Origin of the sequence: Archangium gephyra (assembly GCF_049060025.1) — a bacterium.
Lineage (GTDB): Bacteria > Myxococcota > Myxococcia > Myxococcales > Myxococcaceae > Archangium > Archangium gephyra_A.
The window spans coordinates 2,633,357-2,657,230 of sequence record NZ_JBMEQQ010000002.1 but is presented as its reverse complement, the minus strand read 5'-3'; the positions used below and the strand labels follow the sequence as shown (position 1 = coordinate 2,657,230).

The window sequence follows — 23,874 nt, the reverse complement described above, 5'->3', positions numbered from 1 at the left end:
AGGTGGTTAACCCCGAGGGGGGAGCTGTGATAAACGGCTTTCCCCTCGTGCTTATCGAGTTCAAGTCATGCCCAAGGGTAATCGCAGCATCATCTCGCTCGAGTGCACGGTGTGCAAGGAGCGGAACTACTACACCACCAAGAACAAGCGGAAGAGCCAGGACAAGCTCGAGTTGAGCAAGTTCTGCCCCCGCGACCGGAAGCATACCGTCCATAAGGAAGGTAAGGTCTAGTTCGGCTGTTGTGGTCGGGTGTTCTTTAGGCCAGTAGCTCCAACGGTAGAGCAGCGGTCTCCAAATCCGCGTGTTGGGGGTTCGAATCCCTCCTGGCCTGCCAGTTGTTAGTTGCAGGGACCCTCGGTACCCACGTACCGGGGGTCCCTGTGTTTCCGGGATCAGGCAGTACTCAGTCAGCGAGGAATCATGGCAGCGGCATCCGAGGCCAGCCAGCAGGCGAACCGTTCGGGGATGGACCCGAAGCGGCTCGTGGTCATCTTCTTCCTCATCGCGGGTCTCATCTTCGCGCTCTTCCTCGAGCACGTCTGTGGCCTCATCTGGGCCCGGGCCGGCTGGAGCGACCCCGTCATCATCGACGGTGTCGACTGGAAGGTCTCCACCCTGGTGGGCTTCCTGCTCGCCGCGGGGCTCGTGGTGGGCGTCTACATGTACCCCAGGACTCACGCCCTCTCGCTCGAGGTCGCCTCCGAGCTGATGAAGGTCACCTGGCCTTCCTGGGCGGAGACCAAGGCGTCGACCGTGGCGGTCATCGTCGCCTCCGTCGTGGCGGCCGTGCTCCTCTTCTGCATCGACACCCTCGCCTACAACCTTATGGTTGAGTGGATACCCGCCATCTGGGGGAAGTTGTAATGGCGATGAAATGGTACGTGGTCCACACCTACTCGAACTTCGAGAACCAGGCGAAGAAGAGCCTGGAAGAGCGGATCCGTCTCGAGGGGTTGCAGGAGCTGTTCGGCGAAATCCTGATTCCGATGGAACAGGTCGTCGAGATGGTGAAGGGCGAGAAGAAGACGTCCCGGCGCAAGTTCTTCCCGGGCTACATCTTCGTGCAGATGGAGCTCAATGACCGCTCCTGGCACCTGGTGAAGAACACGCCCAAGATCACCGGTTTCCCCGGTGCGGCCCAGAACGAGCAGCCCACGCCCATCTCCGACAAGGAAGTGGCCCGGCTCACCTCGCAGATCTCCGAGGGTACGCTCAAGCCCAAGCCGAAGGTGCAGTTCTCCGACGGCGACACCGTCCGCGTCATCGACGGCCCCTTTGCCAACTTCAATGGCACGGTGGAAGAGGTCAACGCCGAGAAGGGCCGCGTGAAGGTGCTCGTGAGCATCTTCGGCCGCGCCACCCCGGTGGAGCTCGATTTCATGCAGGTGGAGAAGACCACCGGCTAGCAGTCTTCCCCAGCGCGCGAGCGCTCGGGGATACCCAGGGTGGGAGGGCCGCCCGTCAAGCGGCCCGTTGGAACCACCGTCTCGAAAGGCAGTCCTCAGCAAATGAAGAAGGTCACAGGACAGGTCAAGCTGCAGATTCCCGCCGGTAAGGCGAACCCCGCTCCTCCGATCGGCCCCGCGCTCGGTCAGCAGGGCGTGAACATCATGGAGTTCTGCAAGCAGTTCAACGCCAAGACCCAGGCGGAGGCCAAGGAAGGCCTGATCATCCCGGTCATCATCACCGTGTATGCGGATCGCTCCTTCACCTTCATCCTGAAGACGCCTCCCGCGGCCGTTCTCATCAAGAAGGCGGCGGGCCTGCACACCGAGAAGAAGAAGGGCTCGGGCGCCAAGAAGCCGGGCAAGGAGAAGGTGGGGCAGATCACCGAGAAGCAGCTCGAGGAGATCGCCAAGAAGAAGATCGAGGACACGACCGCCGGTTCTCTGGACGCCGCCAAGCGCACCATCGCTGGCACCGCGCGCTCCATGGGCATCGAAGTCGTCTGAACCCTCCACCTCCACCCCTTCTGAAACAGGATATTTCACATGCCTCAGACCGGTAAGAAGTTCCGCGCGTCCGTCGCGAAGGTGGACCGCAACAAGCGCTACACCGTCGCCGATGGCTTCGCGCTCCTGAAGGAGACCGCGGCCCTTCGCGGGACCAAGTTCGATCAGACTGTCGAGGTGGCGCTCAACCTCGGCGTGGACCCGAAGCACGCGGACCAGATGGTCCGTGGCGCCGTGGTCCTCCCGCACGGCACGGGCGCCACGGTTCGCGTGGCCGTGTTCGCCAAGGGCGAGCGTGCCACCGAGGCCGAGGGTGCCGGCGCCGACGTGGTGGGCGCCGACGAGCTGGCCAAGCGCATCGAGGGCGGCTTCCTCGATTTCGACACCGTCATCGCCACCCCGGACATGATGGGTGTGGTCGGCCGCCTCGGTAAGGTGCTCGGTCCCCGTGGCCTCATGCCCAACCCGAAGGTGGGCACGGTGACCATGGACGTGGCCAAGGCCGTCCGCGACGCCAAGGGCGGTAAGGTGGAGTTCCGCGCCGAGAAGGCCGGTATCGTCCACGTCAAGGTCGGCAAGGCCTCCTTCACCCCGGAGAAGCTCGCCGAGAACTTCAACACCCTGGTGGACCTGGTGATGAAGCTCAAGCCGGCCACCGCCAAGGGCGTCTACCTCAAGGGCGTGGCCATCTCCGCCACCATGAGCCCGGGCATCAAGATCGACACCAACGAGATCCTCGCCCGCCACCGGTAGTCAGAAGTAGGGCAGGGGAATCGTCGGTTCAGACGGAGGGGGGCCTCTCATCTGGAGGGCCCCCTTCGTCGTCTGATTGACGCCCGCAGTCATAATTTGCTGGACGTTTCGCGAAGCCGCGGGTATAGCGCCCCGGCTTCTGCAATTGAAGCGCCACGTCGATGAGACGGCGCGCTTCAAACATCCCTGGTCCCAGACAGCAGGGATCCGGGGTGGGACTCGTGCCCTCCGTTGGCAACCGGACAACCGGTCGGAGCCACGAAGACCACCCAGGGTTCAAACGACTCGAAAAGTCGCCCTGCCGAGACTGGAGGTGCGGTGTGGTGCCTTCCGGGGCTCCTCTCGCTCTGCCACTTGCGTGGCCCAGGTAATCCAGCCCGCCTTCGGGTGGGTGTCGTAAGGAGGTGAAACCAAGTGATCAAGAGCGAGAAGGAAGAACTGATCAAGGAGCTCAACGAGAAGTTCTCGAGGGCTCAGACTGCCGTGGTCGCGGAGTTCTCCAAGCTGAACGTGGAGACCGTGACCAAGCTGCGCAAGAAGTTCCGCGACGGCAAGGTGGACTACAAGGTCCTGAAGAACACGCTGGCCAAGCGCGCCGCGAAGGGTACCCCGGTGGAGGTCATCGCCGAGGACTTCGTGGGGCCCGTGGCCATCGCCATCAGCTACGACGATGTCGTGGCTCCGGCGAAGATCCTCGTGGACTTCATCAAGGACCTGGAGACCATCAAGGTCCGCAGCGCGTCCGTGCAGGGCCGCCGCGTCGACGTCGAGGGCGTGAAGGCCCTGGCGAAGATGCCCGGTCTGACCGAGCTTCCGCGCCCAGCTGCTCGGCATGCTCAACCAGCCTGCCGGCAAGCTCGTTCGCACCATCGCGGCCCCCGGCTCCCAGCTGGCCCGCGTGCTCCAGGCGAACGTGGACAAGCAGCCCCAGTAATAGCCCCCAGTAGCAAGCCCACCGCAAACCTCTGGCCTTTTCCTCCGCGTGCGGAGGCAGGCCGCTAGAACAAGAAGGACATTGACAATGGCCGCTGACCTGAATTCGATTGTTGACCAGCTCTCCACCCTGACGGTGATGGAGGCCGCCGAGCTCGTGAAGCAGCTCGAGAGCAAGTGGGGCGTCTCCGCCGCCGCCGTTGCCGTGGCCGCTGGCCCCGCCGCTGCCGCCGCCGCCCCGGTCGAGGAGAAGACGGAGTTCAACGTCATCCTCGCCGACGCCGGCGCGAACAAGATCAACGTCATCAAGGAGATCCGCGCCATCACCGGCCTGGGCCTGAAGGAGGCCAAGGACCTGGTCGAGGGCGCCCCGAAGACCGTGAAGGAGGGCGTCAACAAGGACGACGCCAAGAAGATCAAGGACCAGCTCACCGCGGCTGGCGCCAAGGTCGACATCAAGTAGTTGTTGTTTCTCAGGTAGGCGACGGGTTTCGGAAAATTCCCGCCGCTTCCTGACCGGATGAGCAGGCCGGCGTGCCCGGAAGGGGTGCGCCGGCTTTGCCCTTTCCGTATCTCTAAATTTTCCGCTGCCGCTGCGCGTTACCCAATCTCGCCCCGCCAGAGATTGCTCGCCCCGGAGTTCGAATGCCGACGCAGATCCAGAACAACTTCCGAGTGCGGAAGACCTTCGCGAAGATCGCGAAGACCATCGACATTCCCAACCTCATCAATATCCAGAAGCAGTCCTACGAGAAGTTCCTCCAGGCTGACATCCCGCCGGAGAAGCGTGAGGACATCGGGCTTCAGGGAGTTTTCAAGTCGGTTTTCCCCATCCGGGACTTCAACGAGACGTCCTCGCTCGAGTTCGTCAGCTATCACCTCGAAAAGCCCAAGTACGACGTGGATGAGTGCCACCAGCGTGGCATGACCTACTCGGCACCCATCAAGGTCGTCGTGCGCCTGGTCGTATGGGACAAGGACGAGGAGACTGGCGCCCAGTCCATCCGCGATGTGAAGGAGCAGGAGGTCTACTTCGGCGAAATCCCGCTGATGACCCAGAACGGCACCTTCATCATCAACGGGACCGAGCGCGTGGTGGTCAGCCAACTGCACCGCAGCCCGGGTGCCTTCTTCGACCACGACAAGGGCAAGAGCCACTCGTCTGGCAAGTTGCTCTACAACGCCCGCATCATCCCGTACCGCGGCTCGTGGATCGACTTCGAGTTCGACCACAAGGACATCCTGTACGTCCGCATCGACCGGCGCCGCAAGCTGCCGGCCACGGTGCTCATCCGCGCCCTGGGCGCGGTGGCCGACACCGCCAAGAAGAACCCGCTGGAGTTCCGTGGCTCCACCGAGGAGATCCTCAACTACTACTACGCCACGGAGACCATCTACCTCCAGAGCAACACCGACTTCGAGAAGTCGGTGGAGCTGGAGCTGCTGCCCGGTCAGCGCGCCACGCGCGACATCAAGACGAAGACGGGCGACGTCATCGTCAAGAAGAACCGCAAGTTCACCCGCGCCGCCATCAAGAAGCTCGAGGCGGCCAAGATGAAGACGCTCCCGATCGACGCGGACGAGCTCTTCACCAAGGTGTCCGCCTACGACGTGGTGGACGAGAACACCGGCGAGGTCATCCTCGAGTGCAACGAGGAAGTCTCGCAGGAGAAGATCGACGAACTCCTCAAGCGCGACATCAAGGAGTTCAAGGTCCTCTTCATCGACAACCTCAACGTGGGTCCCTACCTGCGTGAGACGTTGATGCTGGACAAGATCGAGTCGCCCGAGCAGGCGATCATGGAGATCTACCGCCGCCTGCGCCCGGGTGATCCCCCGACGCCGGAGACGGCCACCAACCTGTTCAGCAACCTCTTCTTCAACCCCGAGCGCTACGACCTGTCCAAGGTCGGCCGCCTCAAGCTGAACTTCAAGTTCGGCCTCGAGGAGCCGCTCGACGGGCAGATCCTCACCAAGCGCGACATCCTCGAGGTCATCCGCTACCTGGTGGACCTCAAGAACGGCAAGGGTGTGATCGACGACATCGATCACCTCGGCAACCGCCGTGTGCGCGCGGTGGGCGAGCTGCTGGAGAACCAGTACCGCATCGGTCTGGTGCGCATGGAGCGGGCGATCAAGGAGCGCATGAGCCTCCAGGAGATCGAGACGCTCATGCCGCACGATCTGATCAACGCCAAGCCCGTGACGGCGGTCATCAAGGAGTTCTTCGGGTCCAGCCAGCTGTCGCAGTTCATGGACCAGACGAACCCCCTGTCCGAGGTCACGCACAAGCGGCGTCTGTCCGCCCTCGGGCCCGGCGGCCTCACCCGCGAGCGCGCGGGCTTCGAGGTGCGCGACGTGCACCCGACGCACTACGGCCGCATCTGCCCCATCGAGACGCCGGAAGGTCCGAACATCGGCCTCATCGCGTCGCTGTCCACCTTCGCTCGTGTCAACGAGTTCGGCTTCGTCGAGACGCCGTACAAGAAGGTGGAGGCCGGCTCGGTCACCGGTGACGTGGCCTTCTACTCCGCGCTCGAGGAGGAGAAGCACACGATCGCCCAGGCCAACGCCGAGACCGACAAGAAGGGCAAGTTCGTCAACGCCCTCGTGTCCTCTCGCCGCGGCGGTGAGTTCGTCCAGGCCAAGGCCGAGGAAGTGGACCTGATGGACGTGTCCCCGAACCAGCTCGTGTCGGTGGCCGCCTCCCTCATCCCGTTCCTCGAGAACGACGACGCCAACCGCGCCCTCATGGGCTCGAACATGCAGCGCCAGGCCGTTCCGCTGCTGCGCACCGCCGCTCCGCTCGTGGGCACCGGCATCGAGGCGATCGTCGCCCGCGACTCCGGCGTCACCTGCGTGGCCCGGCGCGACGGCATCGTGGAGAGCGTGGACGCCAGCCGCATCGTCGTGAAGGCGGACTCCGCTACGGGCGCGTTCGACATCTCCAGCGAGGTCGACATCTACAACCTCCTGAAGTACCAGCGCTCCAACCAGAACACGTGCCTCAACCAGAAGCCCATCGTCCGCAAGGGCGACCGGGTGCGGAAGGGTGACGTGATCGCCGACGGTCCCGCGACCGAGACCGGCGAGCTCGCGCTGGGCCAGAACGTCGTCGTCGCGTTCATGCCGTGGCAGGGCTACAACTTCGAGGACTCCATCCTCATCTCCGAGCGCATCCTCAAGGAGGACGTCTTCACGTCCATCCACATCGAGGAGTTCGAGTGCATCGCGCGCGATACCAAGCTCGGCAAGGAGGAGATCACCCGCGACATCCCGAACGTGGGTGAGGAGGCCCTCAAGGACCTCGACGAGAGCGGCATCATCCGCATCGGCGCCGAGGTGAAGCCTGGCGACGTGCTCGTGGGCAAGATCACTCCGAAGGGCGAGACCCAGCTCTCCCCCGAGGAGAAGCTGCTGCGCGCCATCTTCGGTGAGAAGGCCGGCGACGTGCGCGACAGCTCGCTGCGCGTGCCCCCCGGCGTGGTGGGCACCGTCATCAACGCCAAGGTGTTCAGCCGCAAGGGCGTCGAGAAGGACGAGCGCGCCAAGCAGATCGAGTCCATGGAGGAGGCCAAGCTCCTCAAGGACCAGAACGACGAGATCAAGGTCCTGCGCGACAGCGCCTACGGCCGCCTGCGTCTCATGCTCCGCGGCAAGGAGATCCAGGGCAAGCTCGTGGACGACAAGGGCAAGATCCTCCTGAAGAAGGGGGACATCGTCTCCGACGAGCTGCTGGCCACCGTCCCGTACAAGTACTGGACGGAGATCTCCGTCGGCGATCCGCTCGACGGCAAGCTGCGCGACATCCTCCGCAACCTGGAGGAGACGACCGAGGCCGTGAAGCTGGCCTTCGGCGAGAAGATCGCCCGCATCAAGAAGGGCGATGAGCTCCGCCGGGCGTCATCAAGATGGTGAAGGTGTACGTCGCCATCAAGCGCAAGCTGGCCGTGGGCGACAAGATGGCCGGCCGCCACGGTAACAAGGGCGTCGTCTCCCGCATCCTCCCCGAGGAGGACCTGCCGTACCTCGAGGACGGGCGTCCGGTGGACATCGTGCTCAACCCGCTGGGCGTGCCCTCGCGCATGAACATCGGGCAGATCCTCGAGACGCACCTGGGCTGGGCCGCCAAGGGTGTGGGCGAGCAGTTGCAGCGCTACATCGAGGAGAACTACAGCGGCGAGAACCTCAAGAAGCAGGTGAAGACCGTCTACGACGACAAGGCCTTCGGCGAGTTCGTGGACACCCTGTCCGATGACGAGGTTCGGAGCCTGTGCAGCCGCCTCAAGCGGGGCATCCATGTCGCCACGCCGGTGTTCGACGGCGCGCGCGAGACGGAGATCCACTCCCTGTTCGACGAGGCCCGCCTGCCGCGTACCGGCCAGATGGTGCTCTTCGACGGCCGCACCGGTGAGCCGTTCGACCAGAACGTCACCGTCGGCGTCATGTACATCCTCAAGCTGCACCACCTGGTGGACGAGAAGATCCACGCCCGTTCCATCGGGCCCTACTCGCTCGTCACGCAGCAGCCCCTGGGCGGCAAGGCCCAGTTCGGCGGCCAGCGTCTGGGAGAGATGGAAGTGTGGGCGATGGAGGCCTACGGCGCGGCGTACACGCTTCAGGAGTTCCTCACCGTCAAGTCCGACGACGTGGTGGGCCGCACGCGCATGTACGAGGCGATCGTCAAGGGCGACAACGTCCTCGAGTCCGGTCTGCCCGAGTCGTTCAACGTGCTCCTCAAGGAGCTTCCAGTCGCTCGCGCTCGACGTCGAGCTGCTGGAGAGCGCTCCCCCCGAGCGCCAGCGCTCCTTCTCGGGAGACTTCGGCGGTGGTGGTGGTGGTGGCGATGGCGAGGACCGGGTGAAGACCGGTACCGAGGCCTAGTCCAGCGTGCTTGACCCCCGGCGCCCGCTCCCTCAGCGGGCGGGCGCTGGCGGCCAGGCGAAACGAATTCGCGCTCACGCGCTCAGAAGAAATTCGGAGGCACCGTGAAGGACATTTTCAACTTCTTCGAGAAGCCGAAGGATCCGCTCTCGTTCAACGCCATCCGCATCGCGCTGGCGTCGCCGGACAAGATCCGGCAGTGGTCTCACGGCGAGGTCAAGAAGCCGGAGACGATCAACTACCGCACCTTCAAGCCGGAGCGGGACGGCCTGTTCTGCGCCCGCATCTTCGGACCGGTGAAGGACTACGAGTGCAACTGCGGCAAGTACAAGCGCATGAAGCACCGTGGCGTCGTGTGCGAGAAGTGCGGTGTGGAGGTCATCCAGTCCAAGGTGCGCCGTGAGCGCCTGGGCCACATCACGCTCGCCACGCCCGTGGCGCACATCTGGTTCCTCAAGTCGCTGCCCTCGCGCATCGGCAACCTGCTCGACATCACGCTCAAGGAGCTCGAGAAGGTTCTCTACTGCGAGAGCTACATCATCATCGACCCCAAGGCGACGCCGCTGCAGCGCGGCGAGCTCGTCAGCGAGGAGAAGCTCCACCGGCTCTACGAGGAGCACGGTGAGGAGTCCTTCTCCGCCGGCATGGGTGGCGAGGCCGTCCGCGAGCTGCTCAAGTCGATCGACGTGAACCGGCTGTCCGAGGATCTCCGCCGCGACATGCGCGAGACCAACTCGGAGGCCAAGAAGAAGAAGTACGCCAAGCGCCTCAAGGTCGCCGAGGCCTTCCGGATGTCCGGCAACAAGCCGGAGTGGATGATGCTCGACGTCATCCCCGTCATCCCGCCCGACCTGCGTCCGCTCGTCCCCCTGGACGGTGGCCGCTTCGCCACGTCGGACCTCAACGACCTGTACCGCCGCGTCATCAACCGCAACAACCGCCTCAAGCGGCTGCAGGAGCTCAACGCCCCTGACATCATCATCCGCAACGAGAAGCGGATGCTCCAGGAGGCCGTCGACGCGCTGTTCGACAACGGCCGCCGCGGCAAGACGATCACCGGCCCCAACAAGCGGCCGCTGAAGTCCCTCTCCGACATGCTCAAGGGCAAGCAGGGCCGGTTCCGTCAGAACCTGCTCGGCAAGCGCGTGGACTACTCCGGCCGCTCCGTCATCGTGGTCGGTCCCGAGCTGCGCCTGCACCAGTGCGGCCTGCCGAAGATCATGGCGCTCGAGCTCTTCAAGCCGTTCATCTACAACAAGCTCGAAGAGAAGGGCTACGTCACCACCATCAAGAGCGCCAAGAAGATGGTGGAGAAGGAGCGTCCCGAGGTTTGGGACATCCTCGAGGACGTCATCCGCGAGCACCCGGTCCTCCTCAACCGCGCCCCGACCCTGCACCGCCTCGGCATGCAGGCCTTCGAGCCCGTGCTCATCGAGGGCAAGGCCATCCAGCTCCACCCGCTGGTGTGCGCCGCCTTCAACGCGGACTTCGACGGTGACCAGATGGCCGTCCACGTGCCGCTCTCCATCGAGGCTCAGATGGAGGCCCGCGTGCTGATGATGTCCACCAACAACATCCTCAGCCCCGCCAACGGCAAGCCCATCATCGTCCCCACGCAGGACATGGTGCTCGGCATCTACTACATGACCCGCGCCCGCGAGTTCGCTCACGGCGAGGGCCGTGTGTTCTCCTCGCCCGACGAGGTGCGCGCCGCGTACGATCACGGCGAGGTGCACCTCCAGGCCAAGGTCGTCTGCCGCATCCTGGGCAAGCGCAAGGAGACCACCGTCGGCCGCGTCCTCCTCTGGGACATCGTGCCGCGCAAGGTGGGCTTCGACGCCATCAACAAGGTGCTCGACAAGAAGTCGCTCGGTGGCCTGATCGACCTCTGCTACCGCCTCACCGGTGAGAAGGAGACGGTGCTGCTGGCCGACCGCATCCGGTCGCTCGGCTACACCAACGCCACCCGCGCCGGCATCTCCATCGCGCTCAAGGACATGATCATTCCTGCCAAGAAGCAGGAGTTCCTGGACTTCGCGCGCAAGGAAGTGGCGGAGATCGAGAACCAGTACCTCGAGGGTCTGATCACCGACGGCGAGCGCTACAACAAGGTCATCGATATCTGGGCGGAGATCACCGAGAAGGTGGCCGCCGAGATGATGCAGCAGATCTCCCAGGACGAGGCCGTGGGCGAGAAGGACGGCAAGCGCGAGGTGCGCAAGCAGCCGTCGTTCAACCCCATCTACATCATGGCCGACTCCGGTGCCCGCGGCTCCGCCCAGCAGATCCGTCAGCTGGCCGGTATGCGCGGCCTGATGGCCAAGCCGTCCGGTGAAATCATCGAGACCCCCATCACGGCCAACTTCCGTGAAGGCCTCTCGGTGCTCCAGTACTTCATCTCCACCCACGGCGCCCGTAAGGGTCTCGCGGACACGGCCCTCAAGACGGCCAACTCCGGTTACCTCACCCGCCGTCTCGTCGACGTGGCGCAGGACGCCATCATCAACGAGTACGACTGCGGCACCATGGACGGTCTGTTCATCGGCGCCCTCGTCGAGGGCGGCGAGATCATCGAGCCGCTCGGCGAGCGCATCCTGGGCCGCGTGGCCCTCGATGACATCCTCGACCCGGTGACGAACGACGTGCTCGTGCGCGCCAACGAGGAGATCGACGAGGATCGCGTCAAGCGCATCGAGAACAGCGGTCTCGACAAGGTGAAGATCCGCTCGGTGCTCACCTGCCAGGCCAAGCGCGGCATCTGCGTGGAGTGCTACGGCCGTGATCTGGCCCGTGGCCGCAAGGTGTCCGTGGGCGAGGCCGTCGGCGTCATCGCGGCGCAGTCCATCGGTGAGCCGGGTACCCAGCTCACGATGCGCACCTTCCACATCGGTGGTGCGGCGACGCGGCGCGCCGAGCAGTCCAGCCTCGAGAACCGCAACGCGGGCACGGTGAAGTTCTCCGGCCTCGCCACGGTTCAGAAGAAGGACGGCAGCCTGGTCGCCATGAACCGCAACGGCGAGCTCGTCATCGTCGACGAGACCGGCCGCGAGCGCGAGCGCTACCAGGTCATCTACGGCGCCCGCATCCTCGTGAAGGAGGGCCAGAAGCTCGAGGCCGGCACCCTGCTGGCCGAGTGGGACCCGTTCGCGATTCCTCTGCTCACCGAGGTGGGCGGCACCGTGCGCTTCGAGGACATCATCGAAGGCGTCACGATGAACGAGTCGCTGGACGAGGTGACCGGCCTCAGCCGTAAGACGGTCGTCGAGTCCAAGGATCCCGAGGCGCGTCCGCGCATCACCCTGCGCGATGAGGAGGGCAACACCAAGAACCTCATCTCCTCCAAGGCTCCGGCGAGCTACTTCCTGCCCCAGGGCTCCATCATCACCGTCAACGACGGCGATGAGATCCACGCGGGTGAGGTCATCGCCAAGGTGCCTCGCGAGACCACGAAGACCAAGGACATCACGGGCGGTCTGCCCCGCGTGGCCGAGCTCTTCGAGGCGCGCAAGCCCAAGGATGCCGCGGCCATCGCGGAGATCGACGGCGTGGTGTCCTTCGGCAAGGACACCAAGGGCAAGCGCAAGCTCATCCTCACCCCCGAGGTGGCCGGCGAGCTGCGCACCGACCTGGCCAAGGAGTACCTGATCTCCAAGGGCAAGAACATCAACGTGCACGCCGGTGACCGCGTCAAGGCCGGCGAGGCGCTGATGGAGGGCTCGGCCAACCCGCACGACATCCTCAAGGTGCTCGGTGAGAAGGCGCTGGCGGCCTACCTCGTGGATGAGGTGCAGGAGGTCTACCGGCTCCAGGGCGTGAAGATCAACGACAAGCACATCGAGGTGATCGTCCGGCAGATGCTCCGCCGCGTGCGCGTCACCGACGTGGGCGACACCAGCTTCCTCGTCGACGAGCAGGTCGAGAAGTACGTGTTCGAGGAGGAGAACGAGAAGGTCATGGCCAAGGATCAGCGTCCCGCCGTCGGCGAGCCGCTGCTGCTCGGCATCACCAAGGCCTCGCTCTCCACCGAGTCGTTCATCTCGGCGTCCTCCTTCCAGGAGACCACCAAGGTGCTCACCGAGGCCGCCATCAACGGCAAGGTGGACTACCTGCGCGGCCTCAAGGAGAACGTCATCATGGGCCGGCTCATCCCCGCCGGTACCGGTCTGCCCAACTACAAGTATCTCGACATCGAGGTGGAGAGTCAGGCCGACGAGATCGCCGACATGGAGGCCGCCCTGGCCGCCGGTCTCGGCGACGACATCTCCCCGAGCCTCCCGCCCACCGGCGGCCGGCCCGAGGGCTCCCAGACCACGGGTGCCGCCTAGTCCGCACCCCGGGTCCTGAAGTCTCCCACCGCCACTCCGGTCCTCCGGGGTGGCGGTTTTCGTTTTCGGCTCTTTACGGTTTCACAGCTTGACGGGTGACGCGTCGGTCAACTAAGCCGGAGAGAACCATGGAGGTCGACCCGGGGTCCCCGGGCGAGCATCCGGCAGTGGACGGCGGGAGCAGGCGGGCGAGCGTGGGTGGCGTTTCCTTCAATCGAGGGCTGTGCTTACCTCGGTTGTCCTTACCCCGCTTTCCGGGTCTTCATGCCCGGAGAGCCGTGCTGGAGAGCGTTGCATGGACAAGCTGGAGACCCCGCAGAAGCACCCGCTCGCGGAGACGTTCGAGCGGGTGTGGAGCCAGGCCTTGCTGGCCGTGTCCACCGCTGAAGACGAGGCCGCCCGCTGTGTGCAGCGCGTGGCCGAGCTCGCGGGGTGGAGCCAGGAGGAGATGATCCGCCAGGGCCGTCTGCTGACGGAGCGCCTGACGGGTCATCGCAAGGACCTGGAGCACAACGTGGAGGAGGGCGTGCGGCGCGCCCTGCACACCGTGAAGATTCCCCGCCGGGAGGAAATCCAGGACATCGAGGCACGGCTGATCCGATTGGCCGAGCGCATCGACGCTCTGGGGCAGCGCAAGTGACGGCGACTCCCTCCGCTCCAAGAGGGCGGCGTGGGGAGGGGCTGTTCCGCTGGCTTCATGCGCTCGGTTCCGGGTGTGGAAAGCTGCCCCTGGTGGCCGGTGTGGCCCTGGTGCTCTCCGCCCGGGCCGTGCCCCTGTTCACCCCGCCCGAGGTGCCCCTCGTGGCCGAGCCCTCGCGTTTCGAGGTGACGCCCCCCGACGCGGCGCTCATCGACGCGGTGCTCGCCAAGCGGGCCCCGGATCTGGGTCTCACCCTGCGCCGGCAGCTCGTCCACGCCATCGCCGAGGAGGCCGGCCGCTCGGGGTATGATCCGCTGCTGATCCTCGCCATCATCGACGTGGAGTCCGACTTCACCGAGGAGGCCGTCTCCGAGAAGGGCGCCCGCGGGCTGATGCAGATCAAACCCAGCACGCTGCACTTCCTCGCGGAGAAGCAGGGGCTGCGCCTGTCTCGCGAGGAGGTGGCCTCGGATCCAGCCCTGGGTGTGCGCCTGGGCATCCGCTACCTGCGCGACCTGAACGACCGCTTCGGGGACCTGGACATGGCCCTCATGGCCTACAACGCCGGCCCCACCCGCATCTGGCAGGCCAAGAAGGCGGGGGAGTTGGACATCTTCCGCCGCTATCCCCGGCTCGTGCGCCGTGATTTCAAGCGGTTCCGGGAAGGGGAGGGGCTCGGCGGAGATTGGGCGCTCGCCCAGCGGGAGTCCCTGGAGAAGAGCCCCGAAGAGAAAGCTCCCTGAGCAGGCAGGCCGCTGAATTTCCCGGCGGCCGCCCTGGTCTCGGAGGACGCGCGCTTGTCCGCTCCGGGCGGGTGCGCTATCGCTCTGACCTCGGAGGAGTCCTCATCATGCCGCGCCGCTCCATCCCCGCCCTCATCCTCTCGGCCCTGCTGCTGCCTGTCTCGGCCCTCGCGGGCTCGGTGTTCCTCAACGGCGTCCGCATCGACGGCGTGACGAACCAGAAGTTCGAGAAGGTCGGCTCCGTCCGCATCGACGACAAGGGCAACGTCTACATCGACGCACCCGCCTATGCCGTCAAGCTGGTGAACGCCCCCCCGGCCCCGGCGCCCGCTCCGGCCGTGGCGGCTCCGGCTCCCGCGCCCACCCCGGCTCCCGCGCCCGCTCCGGTGGCTCCCGCGGCCCCCGCGCCCGCTCCGGCCGTGGCGGCCCCGGCGCCCGCTCCCGCCCCGGTGTACACCGCCCCGGCGCGCATCACCCGGCGTTACTGGCTCGTGACGGAGCAGTCCGCGGTGGGCATGTCGGAGTACGACATCGACCTGTACGTCAACTCCCGCTGGGTGCGGAAGCTGCGCAATGGCGAGGAGCAGGTCATCTCGGAGATCACCCGCGAGCCTCCAGCCGGGGAAGAACACCGTGCTGATGATCGCCCACAAAGTGGCGGGCGGCTCGCGGCGGAGCGAATCTCCCCAGCACGTGTTCAAGGTCATCATCGGCGAGGGCAACGAGGGCGGCGGCAACGTGATGATCGACACTCCGCTCATCCGCTTCCAGCGCACCGCGGCGGAGACGGAAGACCTCTCCGAGGAGTTCACCCTCACCACGCGGTAGCGCGGGGGTAGCGCCGAACGTGTTCTCCATCGACGAGCGGTTCCGAGGCCTGCCCGCCAGCCGTGAGCAGGTCCTGGCGCTGTACCAGTCCATCAACTCGCCGCACCTGGCCATCCCCGGCAAGCCGGCGGGGCCGGCGCAGGCCTTCGTGCTCGGCCTGCGCGGCTCGGGCGGCTTCGCCGTCTTCATCTACCTCTACCTGTCCGAGGCCCAGGACTGCGCCGTGTACGTGCCCGGCCGGCGCGCCGCCAGCCAGGACGACTACCAGCAGGACGAGGCCGAGGCGCTCGCCTTCGTGGAGTCCATGGGCTTCATGATGGACGACGCGCACTTCCGGGCCCTGCCGCCCCCGGGCCAGGACGAGCTGCTCAAGACGCTGCCCGTCTTCTACAAGGACCCGAAGTTGGTGCCGGGCGCCGCCAAGAGCCGCGCCGACGAGAAGCGCACCGCCTCGACGAACCTCGGCCGCCTGCTGGCCTCCTTCTGAACCCCTCTGAATCCCTTACCCGCCGTGACGAGAAGACCCATCCCCATGCACCGCCGCCTCCACTCCGCCTGGCTCCTCGCGCTCGTCCTCGTGGGCTGCAAGCACGTCCCCACCGAGCAGGAACGCCGCGGCGCAGAGCTCCGCTACGAGATTGGCCTGCAGGCCCAGGCCGCGGGCAACGTGCAGGAGGCCTACAAGGAGATGGAGAAGTCGCTGGCGTTGGATCCGGAGTACCCGGAGGCCCACCACGCCATGGCCATCCTCCTGCACCTGGCCTTCAACCGGCCCGAGGAGGCCATCCGGCACTACAAGCTGGCGCTGGAGTACCGTCCGAACTTCTCCGAGGCCAAGACGAACCTGGCCAACGTGTACCTGTCCCAGGCGCGCTACGACGAGGCCATCAAGCTGTATGAGTCGTCCCTCAACGACATGCTGTACCCCACGCCCTTCATCGCCCAGGGCAACCTGGGCTGGGCTCTCTACAAGAAGGGCGAGACGGAGCGCGCGCTGCAGAACATCAAGGCCTCGGTGACGACCAACCCGGGCTTCTGCATGGGCTACAAGAACCTGGGTGTCATTTATGAGGAGATGGGCAACGTTTCCGACGCGTGCCGGTACTTCGGCCGTTATCGTGAGGCCTGCCCGGACGTAGCCGATGCCTACCTGCGCGAGGGTGCCTGCCAGGTGAAGCAGGGGAAGATGGAAGAGGCGCGGCAGAGCTTCACCGTCTGCGAGGCCAAGGCCAAGAGCCAGGTCCTCAAGGACGACTGCCACCGGTTCCTCGAGGCCTTGTAAACAGAGAGTCGAGTCCCACCGCCGTGGACCACGTCGAATTCGGCAAATACCTGTCCCAGCAGCGCGAGCTGCGCGGCCTGTCACGCGACGAGGTGTCGCAGGTGACGAAGATCTCCCCCAGCCTCATCGCCGCCCTCGAGGAGGGCCAGATGGAGCGGCTGCCCTCGCGCGTCTTCGTCGTCAACTACATCCGCGCCTACGCGACCGTCATCGGCCTCGCACCGGAGGAGGCCATCCTCCGCTACGAGGAGGTGGACAAGGCGAAGCCGGAGCCGAGCCCCGTGGTGCTCGAGCGCGAGCGGCGGCGGCGCGCCTGGTGGGCGCTCGGGGTGCTGTTGATGGTGGCGCTGGTGGGCGTGGGGGCGTATGTCGCCCTGGTGATGACCGGGAAGGCACCCAACCCCCTCCCGCGTTGAAGGGGACTTATGGAGCGTTTCGTCGATGAGGCGCTGGTCCTCTCCACGGTGGACTATGGGGAGTCCGACCGGCTGGTTACCCTCCTCACGCGCGAGCACGGCAAGCTGACGGCCTTCGCGGCGGGGGCCCGCAAGAGCAAGCGGCGCTTCGCCGGCGCGCTGGAGCCCTACATGCGGCTGAGCGTGCAGCTCGTGGAGACGCGCGGCTCCACGGTGCGCCTGGACTCGGCCGACATCCTCGCCGGCTACTACGGGGCCCGCGAGGACCTGGCCCTCATTGCCCGCGCCCTCTACGCCGTGGAGCTGTGCCGCGAGCTGACGCGCGACCACGAGCCGCACGCGGAGCTCTTCGAGCTGCTGGAGGCGTACCTCCGGAAGCTGGATGCGAAGGAGGCCGGGCCCACCTCGCTGCTGGCCTTCGAGCTGTCGGCCCTGGCCCAGGCCGGGTTGATGCCGCGCTTCGACTCGTGCGCGCTGTGTGGCGGCCCGCCGGGCGAGCGGCCGCGCTTCGACCAGGCCCATGGCGGCGCGGTGTGCGAGCCCTGCGGCTTCCGGGCGCGCGACGCGGTGGCCATCCCCGCCGAGCTGCTGTCCGGGCTCCGCGCCCTGCAGGAGGGCCAGCGCACCCCGCTGCCGCCGGGCTGCCGCGCCCGGGCCCGAGGGGTGCTCAATATCTTCATCGCCCACCACCTGGGCCGCCGCCTCAAGAGCGTGGACTTCATGGCCCAGGTGGGGCTGGACTGACGGGCCGCTCCCAGGAGGCGCCTCATGGACGTGGTGTGTGTCGGGGAGAGTCTGGTGGACTTCCTCCCCGCGGAATCCGCCCAGCGGGTGCGTGATGTGACGGCGTGGAAGCCGAGCATCGGCGGCTCCCTGGCCAATGTCTCCGTGGGCGTGGCGCGGCTGGGCGGCCGCTCGGCCTACGTGGGCGTGGTGGGCGAGGACGAGTTCGGCCACTTCCTGCGCGACCGCCTCGCCGCCGAGGGCGTGGACGTCAGCCACGTGCGCCAGACGGCCGAGGCGAAGACGGGACTCGTCTTCATCTCCATCGATGCGCGCGGCGAGCGCAGCTTCACCTATTTCCGCACCCACTCGGCCGAGTTCCTCCTCGGTGAGCGCGACGTGGACCCGGCCTTCCTCGAGCGCGCCCGCGTGGTGCACTTCGGGACCAACTCGCTGAAGCTGCCCGAGGCCCGTGCCGCCATGCTGCGCACCGTGGAGATCGCGCGCGCGGCGGGGCGCATCGTGAGCTGTGACCCCAACCTCCGGCTCCACGCGTGGGAGGACCTGGAGGTGCTTCGCGAGCAACTCCGGCTCCTGCTGCCCCGGTGCTCGGTGGTGAAGCTCTCCGAGGAGGAGGTGGCCTTCGCCACCGGCCGGACGGAGCCCGAGGAGGCACTGCGTCATCTCTCGGGGCTGGGCGTGACGCTGCCCGTGGTGACGCGGGGCGAGGCCGGCGCCGTCTTCCTCTGGCGCGGCGAGGTGGTGCGGATTCCGGCTCCACGCGTCCGCGTGGTGGACACCACCGGGGCAGGGGATGGCTTCACCGCGGCCTTCCTCCACGGGCTCTCGCGGCGCTACGCGGATGCGTCGGCGCTGGCGGAGGCCCCGCGCGAGGACCTGGAAGCGCTGGCCACCTTCGGCTGCGCCGTGGGCTCCCGGGTGGTGGAGCACCTCGGCGCCGTGACGGGCCTGCCCGGCCGGGACGCGGTGGCTGGCGTGTTGCCTCCCTGGCTCCGAGATGTCGACCCGGTGCGACCCGCCCGCTAGAATGGCCCGCCAATGGCCAATCCAGGGGACCCAGGAAACGCGGGTCTCGACTTCGATCGCGGACGTCGCATCGGCAAGTACGAGATCGTCACCCGTCTGTCCGTCGGCGGAATGGCGGAGCTCTTCCTGGCCTTCACCGCCGGGCCCGGTGGCTTCCGCAAGTTCGTCGCGCTGAAGCAGATCCTCCCCGACATCCAGAAGAACGAGCACTTCGTCCGCATGTTCCTGGACGAGGCGCGCATCACCGCCGCCCTCGCGCACGCGAACATCGGCCAGGTCTTCGATCTCGGTGAGGAGGACGAAGAGCTCTACCTGGCCATGGAGTTCATCGCCGGGCAGAACCTCGAGCAGATCCTCCAGGGCTCCCTCAAGCAGCAACGCCCGCTGCCTCTGGGCTTCGCGGCCCGGGCCGTGCGCGATGCGTGCCTCGGGCTCCACTACGCGCACCACTTCACCGACTCCTCGGGCAAGCCCCGGCCGGTGGTGCACCGGGACGTGTCGCCCAAGAACGTGATGGTCACCTTCGACGGCCACGTGAAGGTGATCGACTTCGGCATCGCCAAGGCGAAGGGCCGGCTCGGCCGCACCCAGGTGGGCATGGTGAAGGGCACCACCGGCTACATGTCCCCCGAGCAGGTGCAGGGCTCCGAGCAGCTCGACGGCCGGAGCGACCTCTTCTGCACTGGCATCATCCTGCACGAGCTGCTGTGCGGACGCCGCCTCTTCACCGGCGCCCACGAGGGCGAGGTGATGCTGAAGGTCGCCGAAGCGGCGGTGCCTTCGCCCTCGAGCCTCAACCCGCGTGTGCCCGAGGCGCTGTCCCAGGTGGTGATGCGCGCGCTGGCGCGTGATCGGGAGGAGCGCTTCGCCTCGGGCCGGGAGATGGCCCGCGCCATCGAGGCCGCCTGCGGACAGGAGCTCTTCCACGAGGAGCAGATGGCCGCGGTGATGCGCCAGCTCTTCGACGACAAGCTCCAGAAGACGCGCGCGCTGCTGGAGAGCGCCAACGGCCCCGAGCGGGATACGAATGCCGGGAGGCCCGCGGTGGCGCTCGGTTCCCCCGAGAAGGAAGACCCCACGGAGCGGATGCGCCGGCCCGCCGCTCCGGCTCCGGCGAGCGCGCCGCGTGCCACGAAGCCGCCCTCGGGACAGCAGGCCCCCGTGGCGGCCCCCCCGGCGAAGACACCCGCTCCCGCCCCGCGCCGGTCCGCGCCCCCGGCCGCGTCCGCGCGGACACCGGCCAGGGGAGGGTACTCCCGCCTCATGGCCGCCGAGCCGGAGGAGACCGAGGAGGATCCGCTCGAGAAGACGCAGCCGGTCCGCCGCGCCCCCGGGGGCTTCCGGCCCGCGCCCCTTCCGGACGACACCGCGGGGACCGAGGAGCGCGAGGTGACCGTGCCGTCGTCTCCGCGCGTCCAGCTTTCCCCGGCCGCCCAGGCGGAGCTGGCGAAGCCGCGAATCGCCTGGGGCAGGTGGCTCTTCCTGCTGCTCCTGCTCGGGGCCGTGGGCGGCGCCGTCTACCACCCGCCCACGCGGGCCATGCTGACGCCCCTGTTCTTCACCGCTCTCGAGCACCTGAAGGGGGAGGAGCCGTCTGGCGGGCCGCCTCCGGCGGAGCCGTTGCCCCTGCCCGAGACGCCCCCGCCCGCGGAGCAGGTGGCAGGGGAGGGGACCCAGGCCCCGGAGCCCACGCCTCAGCCCGTGGCGGAGGAGCCGGCGGTGGTGGCCCGGGCGGCGCCGGAGCCCACGCCAGAGCCCACCAGGGCCGAGCCCAAGCGGACGCGGAAGCCGGCCACCGCCGCCCCGGCGAAGACGGCCGCCACCGAGCCGAAACCCGCCCCTGAGCCGAAGCCCACCGCTCCGGTGAAACAGGCCGACGCCGAGCCACCGGCCGACGCCGAGCCCGAGATCATCGACACGCGCACGGCCAAGGGCGCGGCGAAGGCGGAGCTGGGCTGGCTCACGCTGCGCACCATCCCTCGCGCCGCTGTGTTCGAGGGTGAGAATCAGCTCGGCACCACGCCGCTGCGCAAGGTGCCGCTGCCCGTGGACACCTACCGGCTGCTGGTGGTGGACCCGGATGGCGTCAACAAGATGCTCTCCGTTCCCATCAAGCCGGGTCAGGTGACGGACATGACGGTGCGCATCTCTGATCTCCCCGCGTGGGAAGCGCACTGAGCGTCACGGCTGTCCTTGACGCTCCAGGACCCCGTCACTAGGGTCCGCGGCGCCATGTACTTCCAGGATCTCATCCTCACGCTCCAGAATCATTGGGCGAAGCAAGGGTGCATCATCACCCAGCCCTATGATCTCGAAGTGGGTGCGGGCACCATGCACCCGGCCACCTTTCTCCGCGCCCTGGGCCCCGAGCCCTGGAATGTGGCCTACGTGCAGCCCTCGCGGCGTCCCGCCGACGGCCGGTTCGGTGAGAACCCCAACCGCCTGTTCCAGCACCACCAGTTCCAGGTCATCCTCAAGCCCGCGCCCAAGAACGTCCAGCAGCTCTACCTGGACTCCATCCGCGCGTTCGGCATCGATCCCCTCGAGCACGACATCCGCTTCGTCGAGGACGACTGGGAGTCGCCCACCCTGGGCGCCTGGGGTCTGGGTTGGGAGGTCTGGTGTGACGGCATGGAGGTCACCCAGTTCACCTACTTCCAGCAGTGCGGTGGTTTCGAGTGCCGGCCCGTCGCGGCGGAGCTGACGTACGGCCTCGAGCGCATCGCCATGTACCTGCAGAACGTCGAGAACATCTACGACATCGAGTGGGTCAAGGGCGTGAAGTACCGCGAGATCTTCCACGCCAATGAAGTGGAGATGAGCCGCTACGCCCTCCAGGAGTCGGACCCGCAGATGCTCTTCGGGCTGTTCGACGCCTATGAAAAGGAGTGCAAGCGCCTCATCGAGCGCGAGCTGCCGCTGCCCGCGTATGACTACGCGCTCAAGTGCTCGCACGCCTTCAACCTGCTGGACGCGCGCGGCGCCATCTCCGTGACGGAGCGCGCCAACTTCATCAAGCGCGTGCGCGACAACGCGCGCCTGTGCGCCGAGGGCTACCTGAAGATGCGCGAGAAGCTCGGCTTCCCGCTGCTCAAGACGCCCTGGACGGTGGGGGAGCAGCCGCCGGTGCTCGAGGGCAAGGCCGCCAGCGAGTACTGGAAGACGGTGACCTTCAACAAGCCCGCCGAGGCGGAGGTGGCCCGTGGCAAGTGATCTGCTGCTGGAGATCGGCGCCGAGGAGATCCCCGCGTCGTTCATCGTCCCGGCGCTCGAGGACCTCAAGCGCATCATCACCGAGCGCGCGGCCGAGGCCCGGCTGAAGCATGGCGAAGTGCGCACCTACGGCACGCCGCGGCGGCTGGCGGTGTGGGTGAAGGACGTGGCGGAGCGGGGCGAGGACATCACCCGCGACGTGCTCGGCCCGAGCGCGAAGGCGGCCTTCGACAAGGACGGCAAGCCCACCAAGGCGGCCGAGAAGTTCGCCGAGAGCCAGAAGCTCTCCGTGGACGCGCTGCTGCGTGTGCAGACGCCCAAGGGCGAGTACCTGGGCGCCAAGGTGGAGGAGAAGGGCCGCCCGGCGGCGGACATCCTCAAGGACGTGCTCCACACGGCGGTGCACGGCATCAACTTCCGCAAGACGATGCGCTGGGGCGACGTGGACCAGGCCTTCGCGCGGCCCGTGCAGTGGGTGATTGCCCTGCTGGGCGGCGAGGTGCTGCCGGTGGTGCTCGGTGACGTGAAGAGCGGCCGTACCACCTACGGCCACCGCTTCCTGTCGCCCGCGCCCATCGAGATCTCCAAGCCCTCGGACTACGAGGCGGCGCTGGAGAAGGCGAACGTGGTGCCGGACATCTCCAAGCGGCGCGCCCAGCTCGTGGAGAAGGTGCGCGCGGCGGCCCAGCAGGCGGGCGGCAAGCTCATGGAGGACGAGTCCCTGGTGGATCAGGTGACCAACCTCGTGGAGCTGCCCAACCCGGTGGTGGGCTCCTTCGAGGAGCGGCACCTGGAGCTGCCCCCCGAGGTGCTGGTGCAGGAGATGAAGAGCCACCAGCGCTACTTCTCCGTGCTGGACGCCAACGGCAAGCTGCTGCCGCGCTTCATCGCCGTGTCCAACACGCCGGTGCGCGACGTGAACCTCTCGCTGCGCGGCTACCAGCGCGTGTTGCGCTCGCGTCTGGCCGACGGGCGCTTCTTCTTCGATGAGGACCGGAAGACGCCGCTCGAGACCCGCACCGAGAAGCTCGGGCGCGTGGTGTGGCAGGGCCAGCTCGGCAGCTATGCCGAGAAGGTGGAGCGCTTCCGCTCGCTGGCCGTGAAGCTCGCCGGGTGGACGGGCCACGGGGGCCTCCAGTCCACCATCGAGCGCGCCGCCACCCTGGCCAAGGCGGACCTCGTCACCGGCATGGTGGGCGAGTTCCCCGAGCTTCCAGGGCGTCATGGGCCGGGAGTACGCCCGCGCGGGCGGTGAGCCGGAGGCCGTGGCCCTGGCCATCTTCGAGCACTACCTGCCTCGCACCGCCGAGGACTCGCTGCCCACGCAGGACGCCGGGGCCCTCATCGGCCTGGCGGACCGGCTGGACACGCTGTGCGGCATCTTCGCCATCGGCAAGGGCCCCAGTGGCGCGGCGGATCCCTTCGCCCTGCGGCGCGCCTGCCTGTCCGTCATCCGCATCGTCCTGGGCCGCGGCTACCGCTTCTCCCTCTCCCAGGCGGTGGACGCGGCGCTGGAGCAGCTCGGGCCGAAGATCGCCAACGTCAAGCGCAAGGCCGGTGAGCCCGCGCCTCGCGAGCAGGTGCTCGAGTTCTTCCGCGGCCGCCTCAAGGCGCTGTGGATGGAGCAGTACCGCACCGACGTGGTGGAGTCCGTGCTGTCCGCCGGCTACGACGACCTGGTGGCCGCCCACAAGCGGCTGCAGGCGCTCGCCAGCCTCGTGGGCCAGGCGGACTTCGCGCCCCTGGCGGCCGCCTTCAAGCGCGTGGTCAACATCGTCGAGAAGCAGGGCAAGGACGTCTCCCGTGGCGGGGTCGACTCCAACCGCCTCGCCGACGACGCCGAGCGCCAGCTCCACTCGGCCTACGTGCAGGCGCGCTCCCGCGTCACCGATCAGGTCAAGGCCGATGACTTCTCCGGCGCCCTCAAGGAGATCACCGGCCTCAAGCCCACCGTGGACACCTTCTTCGACAAGGTCATGGTGATGGCCGAGGACAAGGACCTGCGCGAGAACCGCATCCGGCTCCTCGTGGAGATTGGCACCCTGTTCAACCAGGTGGCCGACTTCTCGAAGATCCAATCCGAGGCGTGATCTCGGCTGGGGAGTAGCCAACCTCCGCCGGGGGCGTATGGCAG

At 67.1% G+C, this 23,874-nt stretch carries 17 protein-coding genes, 1 tRNA gene and 3 pseudogenes; all 21 read left to right on the top strand.

All coding sequences use genetic code 11. The annotated features are described in order from the left end of the window. The first annotated feature begins 67 nt into the window (after window positions 1-67). The 21 genes and pseudogenes from rpmG to glyS all read left to right on the top strand — a co-directional run bounded on the left by rpmG (window position 68) and on the right by glyS (window position 23,830). Complete coding sequence (gene rpmG / locus ACN28I_RS11425) at window positions 68-232, top strand: 50S ribosomal protein L33 (RefSeq protein ID WP_108076707.1); 165 nt, start codon at window positions 68-70, stop codon at window positions 230-232. 27 nt (window positions 233-259) lie between these two features. Further along, a tRNA-Trp gene (locus ACN28I_RS11420) sits at window positions 260-335 on the top strand. An 86-nt stretch (window positions 336-421) separates the two neighbouring features. Further along, complete coding sequence (gene secE / locus ACN28I_RS11415) at window positions 422-865, top strand: preprotein translocase subunit SecE (RefSeq protein WP_420942082.1); 444 nt, start codon at window positions 422-424, stop codon at window positions 863-865. Then, complete coding sequence (gene nusG / locus ACN28I_RS11410; protein WP_257459029.1) at window positions 865-1,407, top strand: transcription termination/antitermination protein NusG; 543 nt, start codon at window positions 865-867, stop codon at window positions 1,405-1,407. The genes secE and nusG overlap by 1 nt, the downstream gene beginning before the upstream one ends. 102 nt (window positions 1,408-1,509) lie before the next feature. Further along, window positions 1,510-1,953 carry a 50S ribosomal protein L11 gene (gene rplK / locus ACN28I_RS11405; RefSeq protein WP_420942081.1) on the top strand — a complete coding sequence of 148 codons (444 nt, stop codon included), beginning with the start codon at window positions 1,510-1,512 and terminating at the stop codon, window positions 1,951-1,953. A gap of 39 nt (window positions 1,954-1,992) precedes the next feature. After that, window positions 1,993-2,706 carry a 50S ribosomal protein L1 gene (gene rplA / locus ACN28I_RS11400; RefSeq protein ID WP_420942080.1) on the top strand — a complete coding sequence of 238 codons (714 nt, stop codon included), beginning with the start codon at window positions 1,993-1,995 and terminating at the stop codon, window positions 2,704-2,706. Window positions 2,707-3,120: 414 nt separating this feature from the next. Then, a pseudogene (gene rplJ / locus ACN28I_RS11395) lies at window positions 3,121-3,640 on the top strand (50S ribosomal protein L10). 87 nt (window positions 3,641-3,727) lie between these two features. Next, complete coding sequence (rplL, locus tag ACN28I_RS11390; RefSeq protein ID WP_420942079.1) at window positions 3,728-4,102, top strand: 50S ribosomal protein L7/L12; 375 nt, start codon at window positions 3,728-3,730, stop codon at window positions 4,100-4,102. Between the two features lie 182 nt (window positions 4,103-4,284). Next, window positions 4,285-8,523: pseudogene (gene rpoB, locus ACN28I_RS11385) on the top strand (DNA-directed RNA polymerase subunit beta). A gap of 104 nt (window positions 8,524-8,627) precedes the next feature. Next, window positions 8,628-12,848, top strand: a complete 4,221-nt coding sequence (rpoC, locus tag ACN28I_RS11380; RefSeq protein ID WP_420942078.1) for a DNA-directed RNA polymerase subunit beta' — start codon at window positions 8,628-8,630, stop codon at window positions 12,846-12,848. Window positions 12,849-13,143: 295 nt separating this feature from the next. Continuing rightward, window positions 13,144-13,488 (top strand): phasin family protein, encoded by a 345-nt coding sequence (locus ACN28I_RS11375; RefSeq protein WP_420942077.1) that lies wholly within the window; start codon window positions 13,144-13,146, stop codon window positions 13,486-13,488. Window positions 13,489-13,529: 41 nt separating this feature from the next. After that, window positions 13,530-14,231, top strand: a complete 702-nt coding sequence (locus ACN28I_RS11370) for a lytic transglycosylase domain-containing protein (RefSeq protein WP_420948621.1) — start codon at window positions 13,530-13,532, stop codon at window positions 14,229-14,231. Between the two features lie 107 nt (window positions 14,232-14,338). Next, window positions 14,339-15,070, top strand: coding sequence for a hypothetical protein (locus tag ACN28I_RS11365; protein WP_420942076.1), 732 nt, complete (start codon window positions 14,339-14,341; stop codon window positions 15,068-15,070). Window positions 15,071-15,078: 8 nt separating this feature from the next. After that, window positions 15,079-15,546 (top strand): hypothetical protein, encoded by a 468-nt coding sequence (locus tag ACN28I_RS11360; protein ID WP_047858592.1) that lies wholly within the window; start codon window positions 15,079-15,081, stop codon window positions 15,544-15,546. A gap of 45 nt (window positions 15,547-15,591) precedes the next feature. Continuing rightward, window positions 15,592-16,341 carry a social motility TPR repeat lipoprotein Tgl gene (gene tgl / locus ACN28I_RS11355; RefSeq protein WP_420942075.1) on the top strand — a complete coding sequence of 250 codons (750 nt, stop codon included), beginning with the start codon at window positions 15,592-15,594 and terminating at the stop codon, window positions 16,339-16,341. Between the two features lie 23 nt (window positions 16,342-16,364). Then, complete coding sequence (locus ACN28I_RS11350) at window positions 16,365-16,757, top strand: helix-turn-helix domain-containing protein (protein ID WP_420942074.1); 393 nt, start codon at window positions 16,365-16,367, stop codon at window positions 16,755-16,757. Window positions 16,758-16,766: 9 nt separating this feature from the next. Beyond that, the gene (gene recO / locus ACN28I_RS11345; RefSeq protein WP_420942073.1) at window positions 16,767-17,501 is read left to right on the top strand and encodes a DNA repair protein RecO; all 735 of its coding nucleotides are present in this window, start codon (window positions 16,767-16,769) and stop codon (window positions 17,499-17,501) included. A 24-nt stretch (window positions 17,502-17,525) separates the two neighbouring features. Then, window positions 17,526-18,527, top strand: coding sequence for a carbohydrate kinase family protein (locus tag ACN28I_RS11340; RefSeq protein WP_420942072.1), 1,002 nt, complete (start codon window positions 17,526-17,528; stop codon window positions 18,525-18,527). Between the two features lie 12 nt (window positions 18,528-18,539). Beyond that, entirely contained in the window at window positions 18,540-20,705 is a 2,166-nt protein-coding gene (locus tag ACN28I_RS11335) for a serine/threonine-protein kinase (protein WP_420942071.1), read from the top strand. Window positions 20,706-20,759: 54 nt separating this feature from the next. Beyond that, window positions 20,760-21,740: a glycine--tRNA ligase subunit alpha gene (gene glyQ / locus ACN28I_RS11330; RefSeq protein ID WP_420942070.1), complete on the top strand. Its 981-nt coding sequence runs from the start codon at window positions 20,760-20,762 to the stop codon at window positions 21,738-21,740. Next, window positions 21,730-23,830 (top strand): annotated as a pseudogene (gene glyS / locus ACN28I_RS11325) (glycine--tRNA ligase subunit beta). The gene glyQ and the pseudogene glyS overlap by 11 nt, the downstream one beginning before the upstream one ends. Window positions 23,831-23,874 lie beyond the last annotated feature (44 nt).